Annotated in this window: 28 protein-coding genes and 1 pseudogene; 27 read left to right on the forward strand and 2 right to left on the reverse strand. The window is 39.6% G+C overall.

Features of this window, described 5'->3' with window-relative positions; genetic code table 11:
• Window positions 1–31: 31 nt before the first annotated feature.
• The 17 genes and pseudogenes from EUBREC_RS05915 (at window position 32) to EUBREC_RS17950 (ending at window position 10,951) form a co-directional block, all read left to right on the forward strand.
• On the forward strand, window positions 32–625 hold the full coding sequence (locus EUBREC_RS05915; RefSeq protein ID WP_306719073.1) for an ATP-binding cassette domain-containing protein: 594 nt from the start codon (window positions 32–34) through the stop codon (window positions 623–625).
• Window positions 612–1,136, forward strand: coding sequence for a hypothetical protein (locus EUBREC_RS05920; RefSeq protein WP_012742195.1), 525 nt, complete (start codon window positions 612–614; stop codon window positions 1,134–1,136). The genes EUBREC_RS05915 and EUBREC_RS05920 overlap by 14 nt, the downstream gene beginning before the upstream one ends.
• A gap of 255 nt (window positions 1,137–1,391) precedes the next feature.
• Window positions 1,392–1,682 carry a hypothetical protein gene (locus EUBREC_RS05925; RefSeq protein ID WP_012742196.1) on the forward strand — a complete coding sequence of 97 codons (291 nt, stop codon included), beginning with the start codon at window positions 1,392–1,394 and terminating at the stop codon, window positions 1,680–1,682.
• Window positions 1,679–1,813 (forward strand): hypothetical protein, encoded by a 135-nt coding sequence (locus tag EUBREC_RS18160; protein ID WP_012742197.1) that lies wholly within the window; start codon window positions 1,679–1,681, stop codon window positions 1,811–1,813. The genes EUBREC_RS05925 and EUBREC_RS18160 overlap by 4 nt, the downstream gene beginning before the upstream one ends.
• A gap of 25 nt (window positions 1,814–1,838) precedes the next feature.
• The gene (locus tag EUBREC_RS18165) at window positions 1,839–2,072 is read left to right on the forward strand and encodes a PIN domain-containing protein (RefSeq protein ID WP_465220260.1); all 234 of its coding nucleotides are present in this window, start codon (window positions 1,839–1,841) and stop codon (window positions 2,070–2,072) included.
• A 79-nt stretch (window positions 2,073–2,151) separates the two neighbouring features.
• Window positions 2,152–2,508: a PD-(D/E)XK nuclease domain-containing protein gene (locus EUBREC_RS05935; protein ID WP_022293875.1), complete on the forward strand. Its 357-nt coding sequence runs from the start codon at window positions 2,152–2,154 to the stop codon at window positions 2,506–2,508.
• A 314-nt stretch (window positions 2,509–2,822) separates the two neighbouring features.
• Window positions 2,823–2,996: pseudogene (locus tag EUBREC_RS18460) on the forward strand (IS1182 family transposase); the annotation flags it as partial.
• Window positions 2,997–3,447: 451 nt separating this feature from the next.
• Entirely contained in the window at window positions 3,448–4,143 is a 696-nt protein-coding gene (locus EUBREC_RS05945; RefSeq protein ID WP_306719077.1) for a DUF3879 family protein, read from the forward strand.
• Between the two features lie 69 nt (window positions 4,144–4,212).
• Window positions 4,213–4,665, forward strand: a complete 453-nt coding sequence (locus EUBREC_RS05950; protein ID WP_012742203.1) for a hypothetical protein — start codon at window positions 4,213–4,215, stop codon at window positions 4,663–4,665.
• A gap of 253 nt (window positions 4,666–4,918) precedes the next feature.
• The gene (locus EUBREC_RS05955; RefSeq protein ID WP_012742204.1) at window positions 4,919–5,509 is read left to right on the forward strand and encodes a M57 family metalloprotease; all 591 of its coding nucleotides are present in this window, start codon (window positions 4,919–4,921) and stop codon (window positions 5,507–5,509) included.
• An 11-nt stretch (window positions 5,510–5,520) separates the two neighbouring features.
• The gene (locus EUBREC_RS05960) at window positions 5,521–6,303 is read left to right on the forward strand and encodes a hypothetical protein (RefSeq protein WP_012742205.1); all 783 of its coding nucleotides are present in this window, start codon (window positions 5,521–5,523) and stop codon (window positions 6,301–6,303) included.
• A 732-nt stretch (window positions 6,304–7,035) separates the two neighbouring features.
• On the forward strand, window positions 7,036–7,833 hold the full coding sequence (locus EUBREC_RS05965; protein WP_012742207.1) for a LytR/AlgR family response regulator transcription factor: 798 nt from the start codon (window positions 7,036–7,038) through the stop codon (window positions 7,831–7,833).
• Window positions 7,834–9,153: a sensor histidine kinase gene (locus EUBREC_RS05970; protein ID WP_012742208.1), complete on the forward strand. Its 1,320-nt coding sequence runs from the start codon at window positions 7,834–7,836 to the stop codon at window positions 9,151–9,153.
• 107 nt (window positions 9,154–9,260) lie between these two features.
• Window positions 9,261–9,854, forward strand: coding sequence for an accessory gene regulator B family protein (locus EUBREC_RS05975; RefSeq protein ID WP_012742209.1), 594 nt, complete (start codon window positions 9,261–9,263; stop codon window positions 9,852–9,854).
• On the forward strand, window positions 9,841–9,993 hold the full coding sequence (locus EUBREC_RS05980) for an AgrD family cyclic lactone autoinducer peptide (protein WP_012742210.1): 153 nt from the start codon (window positions 9,841–9,843) through the stop codon (window positions 9,991–9,993). Before EUBREC_RS05975 ends, EUBREC_RS05980 begins: the two co-directional genes overlap by 14 nt.
• A 300-nt stretch (window positions 9,994–10,293) precedes the next feature.
• Entirely contained in the window at window positions 10,294–10,836 is a 543-nt protein-coding gene (locus EUBREC_RS05985) for a hypothetical protein (protein WP_012742212.1), read from the forward strand.
• Complete coding sequence (locus EUBREC_RS17950) at window positions 10,829–10,951, forward strand: hypothetical protein (RefSeq protein WP_012742213.1); 123 nt, start codon at window positions 10,829–10,831, stop codon at window positions 10,949–10,951. Before EUBREC_RS05985 ends, EUBREC_RS17950 begins: the two co-directional genes overlap by 8 nt.
• A gap of 183 nt (window positions 10,952–11,134) precedes the next feature.
• On the opposite strand, the gene EUBREC_RS05990 is transcribed toward EUBREC_RS17950, so the two are convergent.
• A complete protein-coding gene (locus tag EUBREC_RS05990) occupies window positions 11,135–12,172 on the reverse strand; it encodes a DUF6709 family protein (protein ID WP_015568795.1) in 1,038 nt (345 codons plus the stop codon).
• Between the two features lie 103 nt (window positions 12,173–12,275).
• On the opposite strand from EUBREC_RS05990, the gene EUBREC_RS05995 reads away from it, so the two are divergent.
• Genes EUBREC_RS05995 through EUBREC_RS06010 form a run of 4 tightly spaced genes read left to right on the forward strand, consistent with a single transcriptional unit; the run spans window position 12,276 to window position 16,799 of the window.
• Window positions 12,276–13,025: a class I SAM-dependent DNA methyltransferase gene (locus EUBREC_RS05995; RefSeq protein WP_041253975.1), complete on the forward strand. Its 750-nt coding sequence runs from the start codon at window positions 12,276–12,278 to the stop codon at window positions 13,023–13,025.
• A 23-nt stretch (window positions 13,026–13,048) separates the two neighbouring features.
• A complete protein-coding gene (hslO, locus tag EUBREC_RS06000) occupies window positions 13,049–13,915 on the forward strand; it encodes an Hsp33 family molecular chaperone HslO (protein WP_012742216.1) in 867 nt (288 codons plus the stop codon).
• A complete protein-coding gene (locus tag EUBREC_RS06005) occupies window positions 13,916–15,823 on the forward strand; it encodes an NAD(+) synthase (protein WP_012742217.1) in 1,908 nt (635 codons plus the stop codon). It abuts the gene before it with no gap.
• Window positions 15,824–15,839: 16 nt separating this feature from the next.
• On the forward strand, window positions 15,840–16,799 hold the full coding sequence (locus EUBREC_RS06010; RefSeq protein WP_012742218.1) for a C39 family peptidase: 960 nt from the start codon (window positions 15,840–15,842) through the stop codon (window positions 16,797–16,799).
• A gap of 142 nt (window positions 16,800–16,941) precedes the next feature.
• Here the strand turns inward: EUBREC_RS06010 and asnA are convergent, their stop codons facing one another.
• A complete protein-coding gene (gene asnA, locus EUBREC_RS06015) occupies window positions 16,942–17,952 on the reverse strand; it encodes an aspartate--ammonia ligase (protein WP_012742219.1) in 1,011 nt (336 codons plus the stop codon).
• A 183-nt stretch (window positions 17,953–18,135) separates the two neighbouring features.
• Between asnA and EUBREC_RS06020 the strand changes: the two genes are divergently transcribed.
• Genes EUBREC_RS06020 through EUBREC_RS06045 form a run of 6 tightly spaced genes read left to right on the forward strand, consistent with a single transcriptional unit; the run spans window position 18,136 to window position 24,473 of the window.
• Complete coding sequence (locus EUBREC_RS06020) at window positions 18,136–18,564, forward strand: hypothetical protein (protein ID WP_012742220.1); 429 nt, start codon at window positions 18,136–18,138, stop codon at window positions 18,562–18,564.
• A 15-nt stretch (window positions 18,565–18,579) separates the two neighbouring features.
• Window positions 18,580–19,713 carry a PP-loop family protein gene (locus EUBREC_RS06025; RefSeq protein ID WP_012742221.1) on the forward strand — a complete coding sequence of 378 codons (1,134 nt, stop codon included), beginning with the start codon at window positions 18,580–18,582 and terminating at the stop codon, window positions 19,711–19,713.
• Window positions 19,714–19,740: 27 nt separating this feature from the next.
• Window positions 19,741–20,919 carry an Mbeg1-like protein gene (locus EUBREC_RS06030; protein ID WP_012742222.1) on the forward strand — a complete coding sequence of 393 codons (1,179 nt, stop codon included), beginning with the start codon at window positions 19,741–19,743 and terminating at the stop codon, window positions 20,917–20,919.
• Entirely contained in the window at window positions 20,920–21,681 is a 762-nt protein-coding gene (locus EUBREC_RS06035) for a tRNA threonylcarbamoyladenosine dehydratase (protein ID WP_012742223.1), read from the forward strand.
• 34 nt (window positions 21,682–21,715) lie between these two features.
• Window positions 21,716–23,200 (forward strand): AAA family ATPase, encoded by a 1,485-nt coding sequence (locus EUBREC_RS06040; RefSeq protein WP_041254538.1) that lies wholly within the window; start codon window positions 21,716–21,718, stop codon window positions 23,198–23,200.
• Window positions 23,201–23,255: 55 nt separating this feature from the next.
• On the forward strand, window positions 23,256–24,473 hold the full coding sequence (locus EUBREC_RS06045; RefSeq protein ID WP_012742225.1) for an aminotransferase class I/II-fold pyridoxal phosphate-dependent enzyme: 1,218 nt from the start codon (window positions 23,256–23,258) through the stop codon (window positions 24,471–24,473).
• Window positions 24,474–24,507 lie beyond the last annotated feature (34 nt).

Below are 24,507 nucleotides of genomic sequence, written 5' to 3' on the forward strand. Positions count from 1 at the left end.
TGTAACAAAGAGGATAAAGGAAAATACGGTATTGGATAATGTATCGTATACGTTTAAAAGTGGTTTTGTTTATGGTTTATATGGGCAAAATGGTTCAGGAAAGACTATGCTGCTAAGAGCTATAAGTGGTTTGATAAATCTGGATAGTGGAAGTATTTTCATTGATGGGGAAAAACTGCATGATAAAATTGAGTTTCCACCTGAGACCGGTATTGTTATAGAAAATATGGAATTGCTGCCGGAATGTTCCGCAAAGAGAAATCTTCAGATGCTTGCAAAGATAAAAAATATAGCTGATGAAAAAGATATAAGCTTTTCTCTGGAAAGGGTGGGTCTGGACCCCGACTCTGATAAAAAAGTGAAAAAATTTTCATTGGGAATGAAACAACGATTAAATATTGCACAGGCAATTTTTGAAAATCAGAAAATTATATTGCTTGATGAACCGACAAATGCATTGGATGAAGATGCAGTGCAGCTTATATATAAAATAATAAGAGAGGAGAAGTCAAGAGGCGCAACGATTATTGTAGCCACTCATCATAAAGAAGATTTAAAGGAAGTGTGTGATGTGATATTAAAAATTGCGGAGGGAAAAATTGTTGAGGAAAATGAAAATAAATAAGTATTTTCTTGGAATTATTCTTATAATCATAATAATTATGTACTTTATGGCTGGAGTTCTTTTCCTGGGAAATACAAGAGAAGATAATAATATGAAAGTTAGTACTGAACAACAGAGAATAGAATATCAGACTTTTAAGTCCGAAACAGAAGGCTATAGTCTTGCATCAAAATACGCAGAAAATCTGCAGAATAATTCTTTGGACAAAGAAGCTATTAATTTACAATTGCAGGAGGCAAAGAAATTTTTACAGGATAATATTAAAGGAATAAGCAGGGAAAGTGATAATTTTGCGCAGATGTTTTATTATTGTGGGATCATATATGGGTTAGATTCTATTTACAATTGTGGTGATTATGAATTTGTAAAGGTTGGAATTGAAGTCAGAAAGTATATTATTAAAGTTCAAAATGGTGATATGGATGATGAGCTTGAAGCTGACTTATATGATAAGCTGACAAAACTCACTGCTGATGATATACAGGAGGTTGTCGAAGCAATTGATAATTAAAACAAGATAAAAATAGCAAAAATCTCTGGACACTGCAACAAATGGGATATGTACAGTTCTAAATTAACCCATTCTTTTGTAGTGCATTGTAAAACATAGCACGTCCAGAATAGTTCCAATACGCACAATTTTGACGAGGAAGATTACTTGAATAAAAGCAGATAAAAATCAGTTGTAGAAAATCCAAATAATGGATATAATAATAATATAGGAAAAGAGACGAACATAGATTTCTAACAGAAAGGACGTGATATTATGGTAACAACAGAATCTGTAACTATTAAAGTTCCGGTAGGAATGTCAAAATATCTGGTAACTATGAATCCGGAAACAGAGCTTACTCGAAATGCACTGTTGCTGTATCCATATATACTGAATCAGACGATATCCCATGGTCGTGCGGCTGAAATTCTGGGAATCAGAAAATCCGAGTTGATTGATCTGTATGATAAGCTGGGATATTCCTATTTTGATATGACGATGGATGATCTGGATGATGAACTGAATACTTTCAGAGAACTCAAAAAGAAGGAGGCTGCGGTATGATTGTTGTATCAGATACAACACCGCTTCGGCTGGAAGCCGATGAGATCAGGCAGAAGAAATTTATCGTAGTGAAGCCTGTCAATAATCCGGAATCAGCAAGTATATATATTAAAAAGAGCGGCAGGTCTTGACCAGGGCGAGAGTGAAGCGATTGTCCTGTCAGATGAATTAAAAGCAGATCTGTTATTGATGGATGAAGCAAAGGGAAGAAATGTATCAGCTCAGATGGGACTTAGAATCATGGGGACGATAGGGATTCTTATGGCAGCCTATGAGGAACACGAACTGACATCGGATGAAGTCAGAGAATGCGTGAATGGTCTGCAACGTGCCGGACGACATATCGGACAGCGGCATTATCAGATGCTGTTAAGCAGATTGAAAGACTAAATATACTCTGGTTCTATAATAGTATCGTGGTTCTGGATTGGTTCTAAAAAGTTCTGAAACGAGATGCAGGATAGAAAAATTGAAAATAGTAGTAAATCTGACGTCTGTACCATTTGTTCTGGGGCTGATTGTAGAACTGGAGGATTGTTATATTGTGACTTCGAACCGGGAGAGTGGATTCGGAAGATACGATGTGATGTTGGAGCCAAGAGATAAGTGCGATGATGCATTTATTATTGAGTTCAAGGTTCAGGATTCGGAAACAGAGAAAGATCTGGAAGATACAGTGAAAGCCGGGCTGGAGCAGATTGAATATAAGAAGTATGCTGCAACGTTGGAGGCAAGAGGAATTCCGGAGGAAAAGATTCATAAATATGCGTTTGCGTTTTGCGGGAAACATGTTTTGATAGGGAAGTCAACAACAGGAGATAAATAGCAAAAATCTCTGGACACTGCATAAAACAGGAGCCTCGCAGGAGAACTTGCTACAAAATTCGCTGTACGAAGCGGCTTAGCAGCTGTTGGAATTATGTCAAGATACAGCAATGGGGCTGTAAAAAAACTCCCCTAGAAAAAAATCGCCCAGGCCGTGAGGTCTGAGCGATTTTTTGGTATAATTAATTATGCTACTAACAGACTATACTAATGGTAATTATACTATGCGTCAGCTGAAATTACCATTAGAAATCGCAAAATTGATCGATATTTCTGATCCGGTATATACTTTTTGTGTCCAATGTATTGACATAGATCCAATGCTTTGTACCATTGATGGAAAAATTCAATCGCACATATGGTCATTATCCGAAATATCAGGTTGCTGATGCCGGATACGGTTCTTACAATAATTATCTTTATTGCGAAGAACACGGCATGGAAAAACACATGAAATTTCCCATGTACAAAAAAGCAACGACAGACGAAAGCTGAATAAAACTCAAGCGTGATTAGCTGAGCTTTATTAAATTCACCATTTTTTATACCCAAAGATGCAGACCTGTTCAAAAATAGAAAAATTCATACAAAGAAACAACAAAACCGACATTTGCCGGAGTTGGCGTTTCTTAATTAGGGACTTATTTTACAGCCCCATTAAATTATAGCTGAATCATTATAATATATGAGATGATACCTATAACACTATAAAAGCAATGAATGAGAGTATGACAGCAAAATCTATGCCTGTTATGGTTGGAAAGAAACGATAAGAAGATATTCCTTGAATTGAACTTTGGTTTGATTCAAGGGAATTTTATATTTGGAGTGTCATTTTCTGCAATTAGGAGTCACTTTCTGCAAGAACAATTGAACAATACAATTTATTTGATATATTTAAAGAAGAAAGTGATATTTAATTTGACAAGAGTATAATCGTTTGTTAAAGAAGAAAATGGATTTCAGAGTAATTTATCAAGGAGAGAAAATTATGCTTATAGTAAGAGAGTTTAGCAATAGATTTCAGCAAATGTCTGGAATGCCTATCAATAGTAACGAAACAAAGGAAAGACTTAAAGCGGCTGGAATAGATATAAATAGTAAACAATATCGAGCTGTTATGAGTGAGATGTCCAGAGATGGTGGCGGTGGATATACTACAATCTCAGCCATTAAGAAACGAATGAGCCGATATGATAAAGATGGAGACTGGATTAATCCACGCACAGGATTGGCGGGGTTACTCGTTACAGATAAAAATTGTGCTAGCAAAAATAGAATTGTTTCAATTTCAGAAAGCATTATGGATGAGATGTTTGAAAGCACTAAAAAAGAATTTTTTATGGAAAATGGGGTGCATAACGGCGATACAACAAACAGATCAGAGATATATCAAAAGTTGTATCAGCAAACTGAGAAAAACGACAGATTAGCAGCAGGGTATACATTAGAGGAGTATGAGCGACAGTATTGGCAGGCATTCACAGATGCCGTAAAAGTAGCAGACCCTAAATGGGAGGCTGGAAAACCTATCATGCCGGGAGTTTTAGATAGAATTACAAGTAAATCCATTGATGCTTTATTAGTAAAATCTGGTAGTCAACTGATTAGAAAGTCATTTGAACGAATGATATAAAAAGTATCCATTTTGCGGGAGAGCATTCTGTTTGATAATATTTATGTTTTGACTTAAGGAGGATTTTTTATGAATACTATTAAGAAGAGAGCTTTAACATCAATTGCAGTATGTTTTATGGCATGTTTAATGTTTTCAATGCCGGTATTAGCAGCTTCAAATTCATTTTCGAAGACCACTGTAAAGTTAAATGCGATAGATGGTGGGGTATCTCAAATAGCAAAAGTTTCTTCAGGAAGTGTTTTAGGAACCAATCCTAAAATCACTCAGGTGAAAGTATACTTAAATGTAGCAAGTGGTACAGATCCGTTTGACCTTTATATTGAGAGTCCAGAAGGAACAGTAGCAAGGTTGACACCTTCTACAAAGTCAAGGACATATTATGTAACCGATTTTGTGTGTGAAAATCCCAAAGGAGATTGGTATCTTCAAATTGAAAATTTAGGCAAAACCTATGATCCCAATAAACTATATCCTGCATCAACGGTAACGGCAACAATAACAGTCACATACAGTTACTGATTTAATATCAATAGGATGACATTCTCGCAAGTAAATAATGATTTGTTCATTTGCAACATGTTAAACACGATACTTTTTTAGAGGATAAAGGTTTTGGGTTTTACAAAAAAAGGCACCATTTACAAAGCCAATTGACCCTTGAATTGTTGTCAATTATAGTTGTCAAAAAATACGGAGGTGAGATAAAAAATTTTAGTAGTATTTTGTTGCTTTATAATTGTATGTATTAAGAAAATTAAGCGGAGAAAGTTTTATGAGAACAAAAAAATTTATAGTTGCATTATGTTTTAGCTTTTTTATGTTCATGTGTAGTGTGTCAACTGTGTATGCGTATAATACATATAATCAGCACAAATTGACATATGGTGTGGGAAATTATGGAAAAGATACACAACATTACTTTATTACATCAAGTGCAAGCGGCTATGCATCTTATATTAATACGGCAATGAGCGAATGGGTAAATACAACTAGTAGCATGGGAGTAACAACCCCTATTTCTTATACAAAAACCACAACACAATCAAGTAGTAGAATGGATATATATCAAGTAAGTACTGTTAATGAATGGTGGGGGTTAACAACTATGTATAATGGAAGTACAGAGGTTGATCCATTCAGTAGCAATTGGGCTTGGGGAAAAATACAATTAGATGCGGATTTTTCGGATTTAAGTGAAAATAAAAGATTGGCTGTTATAGCTCATGAAATGGGGCATGTTATGGGGTTGGCACATTCAGACTTTAGTAATGTTTTGATGAGGGCAGATATTGCTTATAATTCAAGTAGTACCTCGAGAGCACAAACTAATGATTTAGGTGGAATAAATTATTTATATAAGTAGGAGGAAGTAAAATGAAAAAAATTGGTATTAGAATATTAGGGTGTATGGCATTATTGTCAATGGTTGGTTGTGGAAGGATAGAAGGTGCAAGTGTTCAGGATTTAAGCAATACTAAAGATGCAATTGTTGAAAGTGAAACCACTTTGGCAGAAAATAATAATGAATATTCAAATAAAAATTCCCTATTTTATAGTGATATTTCTAGTTATGAAATTTTTACAGATGTAAATAGTGAAGCTGCGTTAAAAAATCTTTACTATAATATTGATGAATTTATTGATAGTGACTCATCAGATGTCATTGTAAAAGGAAATATTATAGAAATAGAATATGTGTATATTGATGGATGTTCTTATTCTGTGCTTACCGTTGATGTGGAGAGAGCATATAAAGGCGAGGTGCAGGAAACCATCACTGTGTATGAGGATGGAGGATATACTCGGCTGAGCGATGAAAAGGAACAAATTGAAGCACATGCCGATTTGTCACAATACACAGAAGAAGAAATGGAAAATTTGCTAATTAACCATACTTTTATGGGTGCGGAACATTCAAATGTTGGAGATACTGTTATTCTATTTCTGAAAACAAATGAAGGCAGTATTCTGGGTGACAGTTATCGAATTAACTGTTCAGTCTTTGGACGGTACACTTTGAATAAAGATAGCTATATTAGACCTGAATTTATTGTTGAGAATGATAATCCAGAGAAAATAACAACATATAGTAATATGGATACATTCGAGTTTTCGGTGTCTAAATCAATGCTTGAAGATAAACTTTCACAGCAGTAAAATGTCTATATTGAAAATATTGGAAAAAAGTAAATGTTTGATATAACAGACTATCAAAGAAAATTATGCATTTTTTCTATGGGGTATTCTTGCAACAGTGATGTAATTTAATAGGCACAGGAATATGTCAAAAGACCAAAACAGAAAGTGTTAATGATAATAGGTGTTTACTGTTATAACATTTGTTATTTAAAGGGACTGTCGCTTTAACGATTTAGCATGACAGCCCCTTTTTCGAATCTCTTTTTTAAAATATTATAGGGAAGAAACAAGATGGACTAGAACAAGTCCCTTTTCATCATGCATATTGCATAAAATAATGCAAAAAGAACCAAAATGGGTTCATAGGCATGGTGAAAAGGGATGGAACAGAAAATAAAGCAAGATGAGATATTTATTGGTAAGAATATCCGGCGTATAAGGAAAGAAAGAGGAAGAACATTTGCTAAAGAGATATAATTATATTCTTTAAGTTCGGAGACAGTAGTAATGCCGGCATATGTTAATGCAAATTTGGTAATAGAAGAAAGATTAAGCTGTTCAAAATGTTGATTTTGGTCATTTTCTACAAATATAGGTCGATTTCTGCCTTTTATTTGATTGTTCGGGTGAGAAATAGTAATATATGACTGTAAAATGGTTTTATATTATTCTAATTGAACGAGGGAAAATAAGCTATGTTTATATGGAAGTAAATAAAGTTTTTGTTGGAAGGTGCCAAAATATAAAAATATGTACAAAATTAAAAAAACACAACCAACCAAACGAGGAAATATGCAAAATTTAGAGAGGGGGGAAAAACGTATGTTTAGAATTGCTATATGCGATGATGAAAAGATTTTTAGAGATGACCTAAAGGAAATACTTATACGTTATATGACTGACAGAGGAATAATGCTTGAAATTGATACTTTTAGTTCAGGAAAAGAATTTGTTGAACTGGGAATTGAAATGGTAAAATATAAGATTGTTTTTCTGGATATCAACATGGATGAACTGGATGGAATTATGACAGCAAAAAAGATCCGGGAAAACAGCAAGGATATGTTTATTGTTTTTGTTACAGCCTTTGTAAACTATACGATAGAAGGATATAAGGTAGATGCAGTAAGATATATTTTAAAGGACAATAAAAATCTGGTTGCCAGTGTTTATGAGTGCATGGATGCAATTCATGAAAAAATGGATTATAAGATTACTTGGGCTGAATTTGATTTCTGCGAAGGTACAAGGAAAGTTTCATTGAATCGCATATTGTATATTGAGAGTAAATTACATAAATTGGAGTTTCATGTAATGGAGGATTGTCTGCAAAAATATACATTACAAGGGACGCTAAATGAAATAGATGATAAGTTTGCCGGAAATGATTTTCTGCGGATACATCAGAGCTTTCTGGTTAATATGAAATTCATTAAAAATATAAGCAGATACAGAGTATTGCTGAATAATGGAATTCTATTAGATATAGCTAGAGCGAGATATAAATATGTAGAAGAAAAGTTTATCGCTTATAGAGGTGAAGTATAAATGTTTGTTTACATTCAGAGTCTTTTGATTATGATGTTGGAAATATTATGCTGCAAAATTTTTTTTGAAGCATTTGGAATAAAAAGAGAGGAAAATAATTGTTGGAAAAATTATAGTATAGTTATCGGATTGACAGTGCTTTGCTATTTTATTGCAATGATTTTTCGAGACTATTTTATTGTAAAGCAGGTATTTTCAATTATTCTCATAACATTCTTTATGTTGCTTTATCTTAAACTGAGTTTTGGTAAGGCGATGATTTTATCAGCATTATTTGAGAGTCTTTTGCTCGTGATGGATTATTTCGCGTTACTTATGAATATTTATATTTTTCATAACATGGAAGAAGTATGGGAATCACATGTTATACAGGGTTCATTGGTCGTTGTTTTAGGAAAGGCATTGTTACTTTTTGCTGTATTAATTATTAGAAATCATATGGAGAAAAAATCTTTGGCTATGCTGGCAGATACAGAATGGCTTCGGTTTATTTTTTTCCCTATTTTCACAATATGTGTTATTACAGCTATGATAAAAATGTCTGAAGATATAAAAAATAAAGCCCAGGAGAATTTATTTTTTGTTATAGCGTGTGGATTGGCGGGAATGAACATAGTTGTATTTTATTTAATATATGATATTTTAAAACGAGAAAATAAATTGCAGGAGGAACGTATTTATAGGATACAGGTTAAAAACCAAATAGGTATGTATCGTTCTATTTCTGAAAATTTTGATAAACAAAAGAAAATGACACATGAATATAAAAATCAGATTATGTGCATTGATTCTTTGATAAAAAAGAAGAAATATGATTCATTGGAAAGCTTTGTAAATAAAATCAGTGGTCAAATTAGTAAAGAATTGGATTTTATTTGTACAAATAATGTGATTGTGGATGCGGTATTGAATACTAAATATCAGGAAATAAGGGATAAAGGTATTGTTTTTGTATTTAAAATTAATGATTTATCATCTTTGAATATTAGCGATGAGGATGTTGTGGTTATTATGTCCAATTTATTAAACAATGCGATTGAAGCATGTGAAAAGTGCAGAGGGGATAAAATAATAAAATTGAAAATTGTTATAGAGGACAATAATGCGATTATATCGGTGAAAAATACTTATGAGAATGCTGTTATTTATGAAAATGGAGAGATACAGACTACAAAGATTCTGGATACAGATGAACATGGAATAGGAATAAAAAATATAGCTGAAACAATAAGGAAGTACGGGGGCTCTTATGTGATTCAAAACGATGAACGAGAGTTTTATTTTTCCATTATGATTCCTCTAGTGAAAAGTGATTTCTGAGAACAAATCACTTTTTTGTCGTTTTCTGCAAAATAAGTACACTTTCTGCAATAGACCTTGTTAAGAAATTGTGTATTGTTATACTTACAGTAGAAGGAGGCGTTGATATGATTGAGAAGATGGCAATGGGGTTGGTTGACCAAATGGCTGAGGAAAAAATGATTGACAAGGAAGCGGAAGAATATTATGTCTATACGCTTGTTTCGTTAATGGAAAAATTTATAACCATTGGAACTATTTTGCTAATAAGTGTACTGATTGAGAAATTAGTTCCAACAGCATTCTTTTTGTTATTCTTTTTGTCATTAAGAAAAAGAACAGGCGGATATCATATGAATACCTTTTTTCAATGTTATTTGGGTACAGTGGTTACTTATATGCTTGTCTTAGGTTTATGTATGGTTCTGGTTGACTATCCGCAGCTGGTTTTTGGATTATTATTAGTTGCAATTTGCATAGTTGAAGTTATAGGGACTGTTAATCATCCCAACATACATATGGATGCGGTAGAACTGTCAGAATCAAAGAGGGCGGCAAGAATTTTGTGTGCAGTTGAAGTGTGTGTTATTTACACTTTTACTTTGCTCGGAGCCGATATGATGTATGTTTGCCATATGGCAGTTGCTGTTATATTATGTGCGGTTCTGTTGCTGATAGCTAAAATATTAAAACAGGAGGTAAAGAGAAATGAAGAAAATTAACAAAAAGGTATTGAAGGTTGTGGAGAGGGTGATAAGAAATGAGATTAAGAGAGCCAGTGGTGATCCTCCGTTTTGTTTGGGGATATTTCATCAACCGAAAAGACCGGTAGAACATAAATGTAATAGAGAAAATAAATAAAGAAATAAATGGTAGTATATTTCTTCACAGACTCCTTAAATCCTATAATTTCAAGCTTTTGCGATACTTTGTTGTTCATATCATTATTCACCCACCAGGTGAAGAAAATATATGGTAAAATAGACGTAACAAAACCTATAGATTGGAGTCTTTTACCATGAATAACAACCACCGAATCACACTGAGCACCAATAAGAACATTATTGTTGAGTTTACAAATGATACAATAAATCGTTCTGAATAAAGTGTTTTTCAGGAAACATCCAATTTAGGAATTTTGATTAAGAGAGAGATAATAAAATGAAAATATGTTATATAGTTGTTTCAGCTTTTTTGATTATTTTCTATCCAAGACAATTAACACATCTTATGTGCTTTGGGAGACATCGTGATAAGAATATTGTCAAAAGCAAAGCTGCTTATTGGGGAATATATTTGTTTTGGACAATTATTTTTTTGATTGGTTGTCTGATGATGGGTTCAGCGATGAAAGTAAATTCTACAATGGATAAATTAGTGTATTATTTCATTTTAGGAAGTGATAATAGGGATTGTGTTGAATTGGGAAGTGAAGAGAATGATGAGGCATATATTTCTACATATTATACACGAAAGGAAATCAATGAGAGCTTTTTATTTGAGGTTGTCCAAAAACATGAATATGCATATGAGATGTGTCAATTACAGGAGTTGATAATTAAGAAACAGGATGAAAGATGGATACTTTATTTGAATGATGAGGTGATGGGATATGTAGAAGTAAAAAAAGGTTTTTTAATTAAGGAGTTTTGTTTTGTGTGGGATAGGCAAAAAATAGACCAAAGGAGGCAGTTATATGAGTAAAAAAATGTGCAAGAGGATATTTTCAGTAATTTTATCATTAGGTCTTGTTATGGTTCAATCCATGAATGTTAATGCAGCAGGTAATGAAATTGGTAAATATTCAGTATTCGTTTAGTGGCAGATATGCGGTGCGGACAGGCATCTATTTGGGATTTTAAAAAATAGCAAAAATCTCTGGACACTGCAACAAACAGGAGCCTCGCAGGAACACTGCTGTAAAATCCGCTTAGTATGAGCGTATTTTGCAGCAAGTGCTCCTGCGAGGCTTTGTCATTTAATCCAATAAACTTAAAACGCTTTATTTCTTCTTCCACGCAAGAAGCCTCTCAATATGCAGCGGTTTCCCCTGAACAGCCTGCACCTTCAATCTGTTTTCCTCACTGAAACCAACCAGAATATCATGATTAGCCTCAGCCAGATAATCGATGATACCATCGATATCAGACTTCGTGTTCTTCGGACAATGAATATACAGATGCTTATTTGCGGAAATATGCAGTGTATATGAGATGCTGAAATGATACCACAGAATCTTGTGCAGGGTAGAGTATTTGTAAATCCATAAAATCTCTTTGATAGGCACGATGGCATTGCCATAAGGCGAGGTCATGATAAAATAGTGCTCTGTGATAAACATGTCCTCGGTGGCAAGCTGTGGCAGTGTCGCAAGCTCCTCCTCAGCCTCGGCAAGCAGTTTGTGCGGATTGCCAAATACAACAAGATTCTGACATGCCGGTGCCAAAACAGGAAACCTGATGCATAGGATGTAGAATATCAGGCTGATAACAGCATAGATGAGAGTGCCAAAATAAAAAACAAACATAAAAATAGTAGTTTTCAAATGGTACTCAGGCTCATTAAGATAGTAGCCTGTTATGGTATCGGAGAGTCCCTTGGAATCCCAACTCAGATCCTTAGACAGTTTATTTACAAACTGTGTGTAGGTGCCCTTTCCCTTTACGATTTTACCGACCACCGTGAGTTTGTCGATAGAGGGCAGACCCTCCTCACAGGTGGATGGTGCAAGCAGTACAATAGAGCAGTGCTTATCACGCATGCAGTAGTAGTAATAGCCCTTGATATCGTTGCCGTCCTTCATGGTGTAGCCGGTAAAGTAAAGCTTTTTAAGGGTGGTTTTTACATATCTGTCCGAATCCTTGTATGCAGCTTCAAAGCTGACAGAATCGTCAATGTGTATGGGCGATAAAATATCTCCGAGTGAAAATGCAAACCATAGCACGGTAAGCAGAATGATGTATACAATCGGAGAGAAAAGACGCCTTTTGTAAAATGCTTTGATGTTTTTTGTTATGTAGTGTTCGTAATTATCAATCATATGCTTAGTATAATGGTTTTTGTGCCTTATATCAACCTTGATTTTGAGACATTTAATTGTTATTATATAGTTACTGTAAATAGAAACACGAAATGAGGTAATTATGGAAGCATACACGAGTTTTGCCCGGGTGTATGACATGTTCATGGACAATGTGCCATATGAGAAGTGGAGCAGATATATTGTCGAAAAACTGCGTGCAAATGGCATAGACAGTGGATATGTCGTGGACTTAGGCTGTGGTACGGGAAAGCTTACCACGCTTCTTGCAGATGCAGGCTATGATATGATAGGCATTGACAATTCTTTTGACATGCTTGATATGGCGCTTGAGAGAGAGGATGACAGAATCCTTTATCTGATGCAGGATATGAGAGAGTTTGAACCGGGAGAAAAGGTGAGTGCCGTCGTAAGCGCATGTGACAGCATCAATTACATTCTTGAGCCTGAGGATCTGCAGGCAGTTTTTTTCTGCGTGAGCGAAAGTCTCAAAGAGGGTGGCATTTTTATATTTGATATCAATACTCCATACAAATATGAGGTGCTCATGGCTGATAATACCATAGCTGAAAACCGTGATGAGGGCAGCTTTATATGGGACAATTATTATGATGCCGATGAGAAAATAAACGAGTATGACCTGACACTTTTTATAAAGGAGCAGTCAGAGGATGAGGATGACATCTACAAGAAGTTTGAGGAAACTCATTTCCAGAGATGCTATGAGATTTCAGAGCTTAAGGAGCTTCTTGAGCAGTCGGGACTTGTGTTTGATGCGGTGTATGATGCGTACACAGACAATCAGGTGAAATGTGACAGTGAGAAGGTCACTTTAATTGCACATAAAGCATAGAATTAGATAATGAGAGGTAAATTATGTCAGATTATATAGTAAGAGCAACAGCGGCGGATGCCAATATCAGAGCATTTGCTGTAACATCAAAGGAGATGGTGGAGAACGCCAGAGAGGATCACATGACAACACCTGTCATGACGGCGGCACTTGGCAGACTCCTTTCTGCGGGAGCCATGATGGGAGCTATGATGAAGGGCGATAAGGATATCATAACTCTTCAGATACAGTGCAGCGGACCTGCAAAGGGACTTACCGTCACAGCAGATTCGCACGGCAATGTAAAGGGCTTTGCCATGAATCCACAGGTTGAGCTGCCACTCAATGCGGCAGGCAAGCTCGATGTGGGAGGAGCGCTTGATCTTGGTATACTTACAGTCATAAAGGATATGGGCTTAAAGGAGCCGTATTCAGGTCAGTGTGAGCTTAAAACAGGTGAGATAGCTGAGGATCTGACTTATTATTTTGCCACATCTGAGCAGATTCCGTCGGCGGTTGGTCTTGGCGTGCTGGTGGATAAGGACCAGAGCGTGAAGCAGTCCGGTGGATTTATCATCCAGCTTATGCCGTTTACACCGGAGGATGTTGTGGACAGGCTTGAAAAGAAAATCACAGAGATTGATTCTGTGACACAGATGCTTGACAGGGGGCTGACTCCGGAGCAGATACTTGAGGAAATTTTAGGGGATTTCGGGCTTGAAATCACAGATACGACAGAGACACGCTTCCACTGTGACTGTTCAAAGGAGCGTGTGAGCAGAGCACTTTCCACACTTAGCAAAAAGGATCTTGATTCCATTATCGCAGATGGCGAGAGCATTGAGGTAAAGTGCCAGTTCTGTAATAAGGCATATGAGTTTACGGTGGATGAGTTGAAGGAGATGCGCTAATTGAAGGACGGATATATAAAGGTCGCTGCAGCGACACCAAAGGTAAAGGTAGCTGATACTGTATACAACGGACAGCTTATTAAAGCTCTTATGAAGGAGTGCACTGACAACGGGGCAAAGGTGGTTGTTTTCCCGGAGCTTTGCATTACCGGATACACCTGTCAGGATCTTTTCTGGCAGGATAAGCTCATAGCTGCAGCAGAGGATGAGCTTATAGGGATAGCAGATTACAGCAGGAGCCTTGACGGCATATTTTTCATAGGGCTTCCATATGAGATAAACGGCATGCTCTATAATATGGCGGCAGTTGTATCGCGCGGAGAGGTGCTTGCCATGGTGCCAAAGACATTTCTGCCAAACTATAATGAGTTTTATGAGGCAAGGCATTTTGCATCGGGAGAAAACTTAAGCACATATGTCACACTGAAAAATGGACAGCAGGTGTCTGTAGATACTGATTTTATTTTTAGCTGCAAGCAGCTGCCAAAGCTTAAGATAGCGGTGGAGCTTTGTGAGGATCTTTGGACTCCGAACCCGCCGAGCATCAGACACGCGATGTCTGGTGCCACTGTGATTGTAAATCTGTCTGCATCAGATGAGGTGACAGGCAAGGCAATATACAGGAGAGAGCTTGTGAGCGGACAGTCTGCCAGATTAATCTGTGGATATATTTATGCGTCAGCGGGAGACGGTGAGTCCACACAGGATGTGGTCTACTCAGGACACAATCTCATCTGTGAAAACGGAAATGTGCTTGCCGAGTCAGGGCGCTTTACAAATGAGACTATATACAGCGAGTTTGATGTGGAAAGAATAGAGACTGAGAGGCGCAGGATGACAACCTTTGTTGTCGAGGATGACCACAGATGGGCTGAGTTTGACCTTGAGGTAAAGGATACCACTCTTAGCCGCTATGTGAATCCGGCTCCGTTTGTTCCGGCGGACAAGACAGACAGGGACAGACGCTGTGATGAGATTCTCATGATTCAGGCTATGGGACTTAAAAAGCGATTAGAGCATACCAACTGTAAGACAGCAGTTATCGGTATTTCAGGAGGACTTGACTCCACATTGGCACTGCTTGTCACGGTAAGGGCATTTGATCTTTTGGGAAAGGATCACAAGGATATAGCGGCAGTTACTATGCCGGGCTTTGGAACAACAGACCGCACATATGACAATGCGGTAAACCTAATAAAATGCCTTGGTGCTACATTTATCGAGGTGGATATAAAGGATGCTGTAAATATACATTTCAGGGATATCGGACAGGATCCGTCTGTGCATGATGTCACCTACGAGAATGGACAGGCACGCGAGCGCACACAGATACTTATGGATATCGCAAACAAGGAAAACGGAATGGTCATAGGTACAGGAGATTTGTCAGAGCTGGCACTCGGCTGGGCTACCTACAACGGAGACCATATGTCCATGTATGCTGTAAATGCATCGGTTCCAAAGACTCTGGTGCGCCATCTGGTAAAATACTATGCAGATACCTGCGGCAGCGATTTGCTGGAAAGTACACTTCTTGATGTGCTTGATACACCTGTTTCTCCTGAGCTTTTACCACCTGAAAACGGTAAGATTTCACAGAAGACAGAGGATCTTGTGGGCCCTTATGAGCTGCATGACTTCTTCCTTTACAATATGCTGCGCTGCGGCTATGCTCCTGCCAAGGTTTACCGCCTTGCAAGGATAGCATTTGAAGGAAAATATGATGATGAGTTTATTCTCAAATGGCTTAAGAACTTCTATCGCAGATTTTTCGCACAGCAGTTCAAGCGCTCATGTCTGCCGGATGGACCAAAGGTAGGAACAGTGGCGGTCTCACCGAGAGGAGACCTAAGGATGCCTTCTGATGCGTGTGGACGTATCTGGATGGATGAGGTTGATAAGCTGTAATAGTAAGAGGAGAACAATGGGAAAGACACATAAGAAAACTCATAGAAGGCAGGGAAGCATAAAACGTGCAAGGCACCGCGACAGGCGCATGAAAATAGGCGCAATAGTTCTTTGTGCAGCGATAATCATAACAACATTTCTGGCGTGTGGCATGCAGCTTTTAGTTCCCGTAGCTGACGCGGTGGTAGGTGCTGATAATAAGACGCAATCAAGAGATGTTGATGTGCAGAAGAATAATAATTCACTTACCGCATCTAAAATGGATTCAGAAAAAAAGCAAAACAGCTCAGAGGCTGATGTAAACTCTGCGGAGCAAGACAGTGAGCCTGACAAGGAAACGAAGCTTGATGAGATACTTCACAGTGCAAAGTATCCGGGACAGCTAAAGGAGCTTGCCAAGAAAAATGATGAGGCAATTGACTTCATATATGAGTATCCTAAGGAGCATTCGATAGAGCATGATATTGATCTGACTGCAGAGGCTTCGCAGGATACAGTACCTCTTTTGCAGCAGTGGGATAAGAGATGGGGCTATGAAAAGTACAGTGGCAATTATTTTGCGGCGAGTGGCTGCGGTCCGACTGCACTTTCGATGGTTGTATTATATCTGACACATGATGCACAGGCATCCCCTCTTGCGGTGGCAGAGTATGCAAAGGAGGCCGGCTACAGTGTGGATGGCTCCGGAAGTGCATGGAATCTTATAAGCAAGGGCTGCAGGCACTACGGGGTAAATGCAAAGACTATAAAGGTGGATGAGGATACATTTAAAGAAAGGCTTGATGAGGGCAATCTGATAGTCGTAAATGTCGGTCCGGGAGATTTCACAGAAAAGGGACATTTTATGGTGATCACAGGCTATGATGATGAGGGCTTTACTATAAATGATCCAAACAGTATCATAAAGAGCAATACCCACTGGCAGTTTGAGAGGCTGGGTTCGCAGATCAGGGCTGCATGGAGGATGTTTGTGTAGATAATAGCAGCAATACATGCATTTATGCTGATGTTTGTGATGCATATGGAAAAATTAAAAATAAGAAATAAAAAACCTGCTGTGTCATGCTTGTCTGACACAGCAGGTTTTTAATAACAAACAGTAAAGTATGGTATGCAGATTATAGCAATTGAATACCATGCTCCTCACATGCCTTAATTGTCTCCTCAGGCCACAGTGAGCTCTGTACCTCACCGATATGAGCCTTTCTGAGGAAGAACATACAGATTCGTGACTGTCCGATTCCGCCTCCGATAGTGTACGGAAGCTCCTTGTTGAGGATAGCCTTCTGGAATGGAAGCTTAGCACGCTCAGGACATCCGGCCTTGTCAAGCTGTTCCTTTAGGGCTTTTTCATCTACACGGATACCCATTGATGAAAGCTCAAGTGCGATATCAAGAACAGGATAGTACACGATGATATCAGCGTTTAAAGCCCAGTCGTCATAGTCAGGGGCACGTCCGTCGTGAGGCTCTCCGTTTGCAAGCTTGTCACCAATCTGCATTACACAGATTGCACCCTTTGCCTTTGCAAAATAATACTCGCGCTCCTTTGGAGTATTGTCCGGGAACATTTCCTCAAGCTCTGATGTGGTGATAAAGGTGATATCCTTTGGCAGAATTAAATCTATGTAGTCGTACTGTATAGCCATGTACTGCTCGGTCTTGCGCAGGCATTTGTATACTGTCTTTACTGTTTCCTTAAGGAAGTCTAAGTTTCTGTCCTCCTTGCGGATGATCTTTTCCCAGTCCCACTGGTCAACAAATATAGAGTGGATATTGTCAGTCTCCTCATCACGTCTTATGGCATTCATATCTGTGTAGATGCCCTCGCCGAGAGAGAAGCCGTATTTCTTTAATGCATATCTCTTCCACTTGGCAAGAGAGTGAACGACCTCTGCCTCCTTGTCACCCTGCTCAAGGATGCCGAAGGTAACAGGTCTTTCATATCCGTTTAAGTTATCGTTTAAGCCTGTGGTAGGATCAACGAAAAGCGGTGCTGAAACACGTGTCAGGGAAAGACGCTGTGCGAGCATGCCCTGGAAGAAATCCTTAACAGTCTTGATGGCAAGCTGTGTATCGTGAAGATTCAGTGCCGAAGAATAGTTCTTTGGTATTGTTAATTTGCTCATTTTCGATTAAACCTCGTTGTATTATTAATTTTTAAATAAAATTCCTTTAACCTGATTATTATATCACAATTTTTCTAGAAAGATAGTCCATAATATGATAAAATTAGATAGTTTAAAGAGAAACAATATCGTTTTACCTTATTTTTACGTGTTTAAGGTGTTAATGAAAGGTAGTAGATTTATATGAGAAAAAGAGATATGACCTTTGCTTCGGCGGTGCTTGAGGCAATAGATGCTATTTTAGCTCTTGCGTATATAGGCTTACAGATTTATTATGGAGTGTGCTATCACATACAGGTATTTAAGTTTGTGGCCAATATACTTGTGCTTTTGCTTGTATACATTGCAATCACATGGCTGCAGCATTATCCGGAAAAGCTCAATCACATAGCAGCGGAGCTGTGTGTGGGCAATATCAGAAAGTATTCACTCAGGCTTTTGACGTTTGTAAAGCTTGTTTTTACTGCGGGGCTTTTGGTGCCATGCGTGTGTGATGCGTTTGGAATAGCAATACGCGATGTATACAGCCTTATTATGATAGGGCTCATCCTTGTGGTGACGGCATATTATGAGTACAGGATATTTCAGGAAATAAAGTCATTGCGGAAATAATATAGGAGAAATAAAATGCAGCTTAGTATAGAAGAAGTTAAAAAGCTGGATAGTAACAGCTATCAGATAATAGATATAAGAAGTGAGGAAGAGGTGGCGCACGGTGCCATAAAGGGAGCACTCAATATTCAGGCAGAGGAAATAGAGTCAGATGAGAGGGTGCCACATGATAAGAAGCTTGTCATAGTCTGCAGCCGTGGTAAGACGAGTGTGGATGTGGCAGAGTATCTCACAGAAAAAGGTTTTGATGCGGCAAGCTTAAAGGGAGGCTATATAAGCTGGCTGCTTGATGCCATGAAAGAGGATGAGGTGGCAGAGCGCGATATAAAGGCAGATGTGGAGCAAAGCATCAGAAAGAAATTTAAGAAATCCATCTGGCGCAAGTTTACAAAGGCGATAAATACCTATGAGCTTGTAAAACCGGGGGATAAGATTGCAGTGTGTATCTCGGGAGGTAAGGATTCCATGCTCATGGCAAAGCTGTTTCAGGAGCTTAAGCATCACAATAAGTTTGATTTTGATGTGAAGTTTCTCGTCATGGACCCGGGCTACAATGAGGCAAACAGGCATGTCATAGAGGAAAACTGCAGGAACCTTGGCATCCCTGCCACTATTTTTGAGTCAGATATATTTGATGCTGTATATGATATCGAAAAATCGCCATGCTATTTATGTGCGAGGATGAGAAGAGGACATCTGTATGCATTTGCAAAGGAGCTGGGCTGCAACAAAATTGCGCTCGGACATCACTATGATGATGTTATTGAGACGATACTCATGGGTATGCTCTACGGTGCACAGGTACAGACCATGATGCCTAAGCTTCACAGCACAAACTTTGAGGGCATGGAGCTTATCAGGCCTCTTTACCTGGTCAGGGAGGACGATATCAAGGCATGGCGTGATTACAACGGTCTGCATTTCATACAGTGTGCCTGCAAGTTTACAGATACCTGTACCACCTGCAATAATGAGGAAAACCGCTCAAAGCGTGTTGAGATAAAGCAGCTCATCGCTAATCTTAAAAAGGTGAATCCTTTTGTCGAGGCAAATATATTTAAGAGCGTGGAGAATGTAAATCTGGCTACGGTTGTAGCATATAAAAAGGATGGCATAAAGCACAGCTTCCTAGATCACTATGATGAATAAGACAGATATATTTCAGGAGGGCATTGTATGGCAGATATCATGGATTATATTGACTGGCGTGGAGATATAGGCTTTGATGAGGTGCATGTAAATGAGGTGGACGGACTGATTTTTTCACAGCTTATTTATGTGCAGATGAAGCCATATATGCCGGATGCAAAGAAGTCATACCTTACGATAAAACAGCTTTCAAGCCTTTACTGCGCGGACCACAGTGATGATGAGATTGAGCAGATGCCTAATCTTTTCCGCCACTCCGCGAGGCTGCTTCAAAAGCTGGCGCACTCAAGGCGCTATGCTGACTGCATTTTGAGATATTATATATACGATATTAGTGAAAAAGAGGAGTCGCAGTTTTCTGCGGTTACGATAGAACTGCCTGACGGCACATATTTCATTTCCTACAGTGGTACAGACCATTCCGTGGTCGGCTGGAAGGAAAACTTTAATCTAAGCTATCTCGATGAGACACCGGGACAGAACAAGGCGAAAAAATATTTAAAGCAGATGGCAGCATATATATGCAATGATGATAGGGGCATAAATGAAAAAGCCGTAAATGATAAAGCTTTAGATGATGAAAATATCAACAATAAAAGCATCAATACAAGAAAGCTGTGGATAGGCGGGCACTCAAAGGGTGGAAATCTGGCAGTGTTTGCCGCCATGCATGTGGATAAAGAGGTGCAGGATGTCATTATAAAGGTTTATAATTTTGATGGGCCGGGCTTCAATCACAAGATGATATATACGGCAGGCTACAAAAGAATTTTTGACAGAATAGAGACATTTCTGCCGCAGTCGTCTATTGTTGGCTTATTGCTTGAGCATGTGGACGATTATGAGGTGGTAAGAAGCCATAATTCGGGGCCGCTGCAACATGATGCTTTTTCCTGGGAGATAATGGGCGGAAGTATCATAAAGGCGGATGGGCTGGACAAAAACAGTGTGCGCCTTGACAAGACACTCAGAAACTGGATAGGCAGCATGGATGAGGCGCAGCGAAAGCAGTTTGTAAATGTGCTTTTTTCAATAGCATCGGACTCCAATTTTGAGAACCTTGACCAGATGTCATTTAAGCAGCTCATTGAGATGATAAAGGCTGCCGATGATCTGTCAAAGGCTGACTGGAGCATGCTTAAGGATACAGTAAGACTCCTGATTTCTGCCGGTGTCGGCGTGGTCAGGGATGAAAAGGAGAAATAAATGTTAAATCAGTTTTCAAGAACACAGCTTTTGCTTGGAAAAGAGGCGATGGATAGGCTAAAGGGCGCAAGAGTCGCAGTATTTGGAATAGGAGGAGTGGGCGGATATGTCTGCGAGGCACTAGTCAGAAGCGGCGTGGGAGCGATTGACCTTATCGATGATGACAAGGTGTGTCTTACAAACCTAAACAGGCAGATAATCGCAACCCGAAAGACCATAGGAAAATACAAGACAGATGTGATGGAGGAGAGGATTCAAGATATTAATCCTGATGTCAGTGTCGTGACGCACAGGTGCTTCTTTTTGCCGGAAAATGCTGATGAATTTCCGTTTGAAGAGTATGATTATATAGTTGACGCGGTTGATACGGTCACGGCAAAGATTGCGCTTGTCATGAAGGCACAGGAGAAAAATGTCCCTATCATAAGCAGCATGGGAGCGGGAAATAAGCTGGATGCAAGTGCATTTAAGGTGGCTGATATATATAAGACCAGCATGTGTCCTCTTGCAAAGGTCATGCGCCGTGAGCTTAAAAAACGTGGCGTGAAAAAGCTCAAGGTGGTATACTCTGAGGAGAAGCCTACAAGACCGATAGAGGATATGTCTATAAGCTGCAGAAGCAACTGCATCTGCCCGCCGGGTGCCGAACACAAGTGCACGCAGCGCAGGGATATTCCCGGAAGCCTTGCATTTGTACCATCAGTGGCAGGACTTATCATCGCGGGCGAGGTGGTACAGGACATAGCCTTTGACAGGGTATGATGAAGAATACAATTACGAAAAGAGAGGAATAAAAATGCCAGTATTTGATTTTAGCGATACACCGGTAGCAAACGAGCATCCGGAGTGTACATATGAGACATTTCATTCGACAGAGACCAGGGCATCGGCCGATAAACCGATTGTTGTGATAGACAATAAGCAAAAGGAGTGGGCGCACCATGCGCTCGGTATGTTTACAAATCCGATAAAGCGTACATCCTTTGAATTTGAGGATGGTGATGGGGTGACCAGTGCAGATATCCTGCGCATTGATTCCCGCTTCGTTAGCCTTTTTAAGTGGCTTGGCGAAAATCACATAAAGGTACAGCTTTCAGGAGCCAATACACCTGACGGATACGCAGTATACAGGGTGAGGGAGGTGGCTCTCGGCAGAGGCACAAAGCTGTCTGCAGAGGACGGATTCCTGCAGTATATGATGGAAAGGCTCTTTGCCAGCACCATGCCTGAGGATGAACCCGACCTCGATGATTACGAGGAAGAGGGCGACAGCATGAAGCTCACCAGTATACAGAGCATCACAGATTTCATGACCTGTGCAGGCCGTACACTGCCTGACAATATACTGCTGTGGGCCAGAAGAAATCTGGCAGTTGCGCGTTCAAGCGAGGTATCACCTGAGGAGAGACGCCATGCGCAGAGAGCACTTTCCATCATGATGAATATCCAGTGGAAGGGAAATTACTTTGAGGCAATTGACCCTGTGGAGGCAAGGCGCATACTCGATGAGGAGCTCTATGGAATGGAGAGCGTGAAGCAGAGAATCATTGAGACCATTATCCAGATAAACAGGACTCATACACTTCCTGCCTACGGACTGCTTCTCTGTGGACCGGCAGGAACCGGAAAGTCACAGATTGCATATGCTGTTGCACGTATACTCAAGCTTCCATGGACCACACTCGATATGAGCTCCATAAATGATGCAGAGCAGCTCACAGGAAGCTCAAGAATCTATTCAAATGCAAAGCCGGGAATCATTATGGAGGCATTTTCACAGGCGGGAGAGTCAAATCTTGTATTTATCATCAATGAGCTCGACAAGGCCTCAAGCAAAAACGGTAACGGAAATCCGGCAGATGTGCTTTTGACACTGCTTGACAATCTGGGCTTTACAGACAACTATATGGAGTGTATGGTGCCGACCGTCGGAGTATATCCGATTGCAACAGCCAATGATAAATCCCAGATTTCTGCACCGCTTATGTCACGTTTTGCGGTGATTGATATTCCGGACTATACCGATGAAGAGAAGAAGGTCATCTTCCAGCGATTTGCCCTGCGCAAGGTATTTGAGCGAATGGGAATGAAGGAGGAGGAGTGCGTTCTCACAGAGGACGGACTTGATGCAGTGATTAAGCTTCACGAGAACACATCGGGCATAAGAGATCTCGAGCAGGCTGCAGAGCATCTGGCAGCAAATGCACTTTATCAGATAGAGGTTGATAAGGTGAAGCAGGTGGTATTTGACGCTGAGGCTGTTTTTGAGCTTTTAGGCTAGCAGGATATGATTACGGATACAGGAATTGTTACGAAAATAAAAGGAGATTGTCAGGATGAGAGAATTTGGAAAATCCAGAAAATTAGATAATGTGCTTTATGATGTTAGAGGACCGGTGGTGGATGAGGCGGCCCGCATGGAGGAAAACGGCACAAATGTGTTGAAGCTCAATATAGGAAATCCTGCGCCGTTTGGCTTCAGGACACCTGATGAGGTGATATATGATATGTCTCGCCAGCTCACGGACTGTGAGGGGTATTCCAACTCCAAGGGACTTTTTTCTGCAAGAAAGGCAATCATGCAATATGCACAGCTCAAAAAGCTTCCTAATGTGACGGTTGAGGATATCTATACCGGAAACGGAGTCAGCGAGCTTATAAACCTAAGCATGTCGGCGCTTCTTGACAATGGTGATGAGGTGCTTGTGCCGGCACCGGACTATCCGCTTTGGACAGCCTGCGTTACACTTGCAGGAGGCACGGCAGTGCACTATATCTGTGATGAGCAGTCAGAGTGGTATCCGGACATAGAGGATATCAAAAAGAAGATTACAGACAAGACCAAGGCCATCGTAATAATAAACCCTAACAACCCTACGGGAGCGCTCTATCCGAGGGAGGTGCTGCAGCAGATAGTTGATGTGGCAAGAGAGCACGAGCTCATGATTTTTTCGGACGAGATATATGACAGGCTTGTGATGGATGACTATGAGCATGTGTCTATTGCATCGCTTGCACCTGACCTCTTCTGTGTGACCTTCAGCGGACTTTCGAAGTCACATATGATAGCAGGTTATCGTATCGGATGGATGGTTTTAAGCGGCAACAAGGCGCTCGGAAAGGACTATATCGAGGGACTCAACATGCTCTCAAACATGCGTCTTTGCTCGAATGTTCCGGCGCAGTCGATAGTGCAGACAGCTTTAGGCGGATATCAGAGTGTAGGCGAGTATATTGTGCCGGGCGGACGAATCTATGAGCAGAGAGAGTACGTCTACAAGGCATTAAACGATATACCGGGAATTTCGGCAGTAAAGCCAAAGGCAGCATTTTACATATTCCCAAAGATTGATACTGCAAGGTTCAACATCACAAACGATGAACAGTTTGCACTCGATCTGCTTCGTGAGAAGAAGATACTCATCATCCACGGCGGCGGCTTCAACTGGGATAAGCCTGATCATTTCAGAGTGGTATATCTGCCTCGAACAGAGATATTAAAGGATGCCACAGGTAAGCTTGCAGACTTTTTGTCTTCATATAAGCAGAAATAATTATTGGCATAGATAATTATAAAACATATGATAT

Origin of the sequence: Agathobacter rectalis ATCC 33656, assembly GCF_000020605.1 — a bacterium.
In the GTDB taxonomy this organism is placed as follows: Bacteria; Bacillota; Clostridia; order Lachnospirales; family Lachnospiraceae; genus Roseburia; species Roseburia rectalis.

What these genes read in the sequence shown, in the direction of transcription:
- EUBREC_RS05970 (WP_012742208.1), top strand. Translation starts at nt 7,834, where the DNA reads ATGTTTGTTTACATTCAGAGTCTTTTGATTATGATGTTGGAAATATTA.
- EUBREC_RS06010 (WP_012742218.1), top strand. Translation starts at nt 15,840, where the DNA reads ATGGGAAAGACACATAAGAAAACTCATAGAAGGCAGGGAAGCATAAAA.
- EUBREC_RS06030 (WP_012742222.1), top strand. Translation starts at nt 19,741, where the DNA reads ATGGCAGATATCATGGATTATATTGACTGGCGTGGAGATATAGGCTTT.
- EUBREC_RS05960 (WP_012742205.1), top strand. Translation starts at nt 5,521, where the DNA reads ATGAAAAAAATTGGTATTAGAATATTAGGGTGTATGGCATTATTGTCA.
- hslO (WP_012742216.1), top strand. Translation starts at nt 13,049, where the DNA reads ATGTCAGATTATATAGTAAGAGCAACAGCGGCGGATGCCAATATCAGA.
- EUBREC_RS05920 (WP_012742195.1), top strand. Translation starts at nt 612, where the DNA reads ATGAAAATAAATAAGTATTTTCTTGGAATTATTCTTATAATCATAATA.
- EUBREC_RS06020 (WP_012742220.1), top strand. Translation starts at nt 18,136, where the DNA reads ATGAGAAAAAGAGATATGACCTTTGCTTCGGCGGTGCTTGAGGCAATA.
- asnA (WP_012742219.1), bottom strand. Translation starts at nt 17,952, where the DNA reads ATGAGCAAATTAACAATACCAAAGAACTATTCTTCGGCACTGAATCTT.
- EUBREC_RS05980 (WP_012742210.1), top strand. Translation starts at nt 9,841, where the DNA reads ATGAAGAAAATTAACAAAAAGGTATTGAAGGTTGTGGAGAGGGTGATA.
- EUBREC_RS05985 (WP_012742212.1), top strand. Translation starts at nt 10,294, where the DNA reads ATGAAAATATGTTATATAGTTGTTTCAGCTTTTTTGATTATTTTCTAT.
- EUBREC_RS06045 (WP_012742225.1), top strand. Translation starts at nt 23,256, where the DNA reads ATGAGAGAATTTGGAAAATCCAGAAAATTAGATAATGTGCTTTATGAT.
- EUBREC_RS06040 (WP_041254538.1), top strand. Translation starts at nt 21,716, where the DNA reads ATGCCAGTATTTGATTTTAGCGATACACCGGTAGCAAACGAGCATCCG.
- EUBREC_RS18160 (WP_012742197.1), top strand. Translation starts at nt 1,679, where the DNA reads ATGATTGTTGTATCAGATACAACACCGCTTCGGCTGGAAGCCGATGAG.
- EUBREC_RS06025 (WP_012742221.1), top strand. Translation starts at nt 18,580, where the DNA reads ATGCAGCTTAGTATAGAAGAAGTTAAAAAGCTGGATAGTAACAGCTAT.
- EUBREC_RS17950 (WP_012742213.1), top strand. Translation starts at nt 10,829, where the DNA reads ATGAGTAAAAAAATGTGCAAGAGGATATTTTCAGTAATTTTATCATTA.
- EUBREC_RS05955 (WP_012742204.1), top strand. Translation starts at nt 4,919, where the DNA reads ATGAGAACAAAAAAATTTATAGTTGCATTATGTTTTAGCTTTTTTATG.
- EUBREC_RS05965 (WP_012742207.1), top strand. Translation starts at nt 7,036, where the DNA reads ATGTACAAAATTAAAAAAACACAACCAACCAAACGAGGAAATATGCAA.
- EUBREC_RS05975 (WP_012742209.1), top strand. Translation starts at nt 9,261, where the DNA reads ATGATTGAGAAGATGGCAATGGGGTTGGTTGACCAAATGGCTGAGGAA.
- EUBREC_RS06035 (WP_012742223.1), top strand. Translation starts at nt 20,920, where the DNA reads ATGTTAAATCAGTTTTCAAGAACACAGCTTTTGCTTGGAAAAGAGGCG.
- EUBREC_RS05995 (WP_041253975.1), top strand. Translation starts at nt 12,276, where the DNA reads ATGGAAGCATACACGAGTTTTGCCCGGGTGTATGACATGTTCATGGAC.
- EUBREC_RS05950 (WP_012742203.1), top strand. Translation starts at nt 4,213, where the DNA reads ATGAATACTATTAAGAAGAGAGCTTTAACATCAATTGCAGTATGTTTT.
- EUBREC_RS05925 (WP_012742196.1), top strand. Translation starts at nt 1,392, where the DNA reads ATGGTAACAACAGAATCTGTAACTATTAAAGTTCCGGTAGGAATGTCA.
- EUBREC_RS05990 (WP_015568795.1), bottom strand. Translation starts at nt 12,172, where the DNA reads ATGATTGATAATTACGAACACTACATAACAAAAAACATCAAAGCATTT.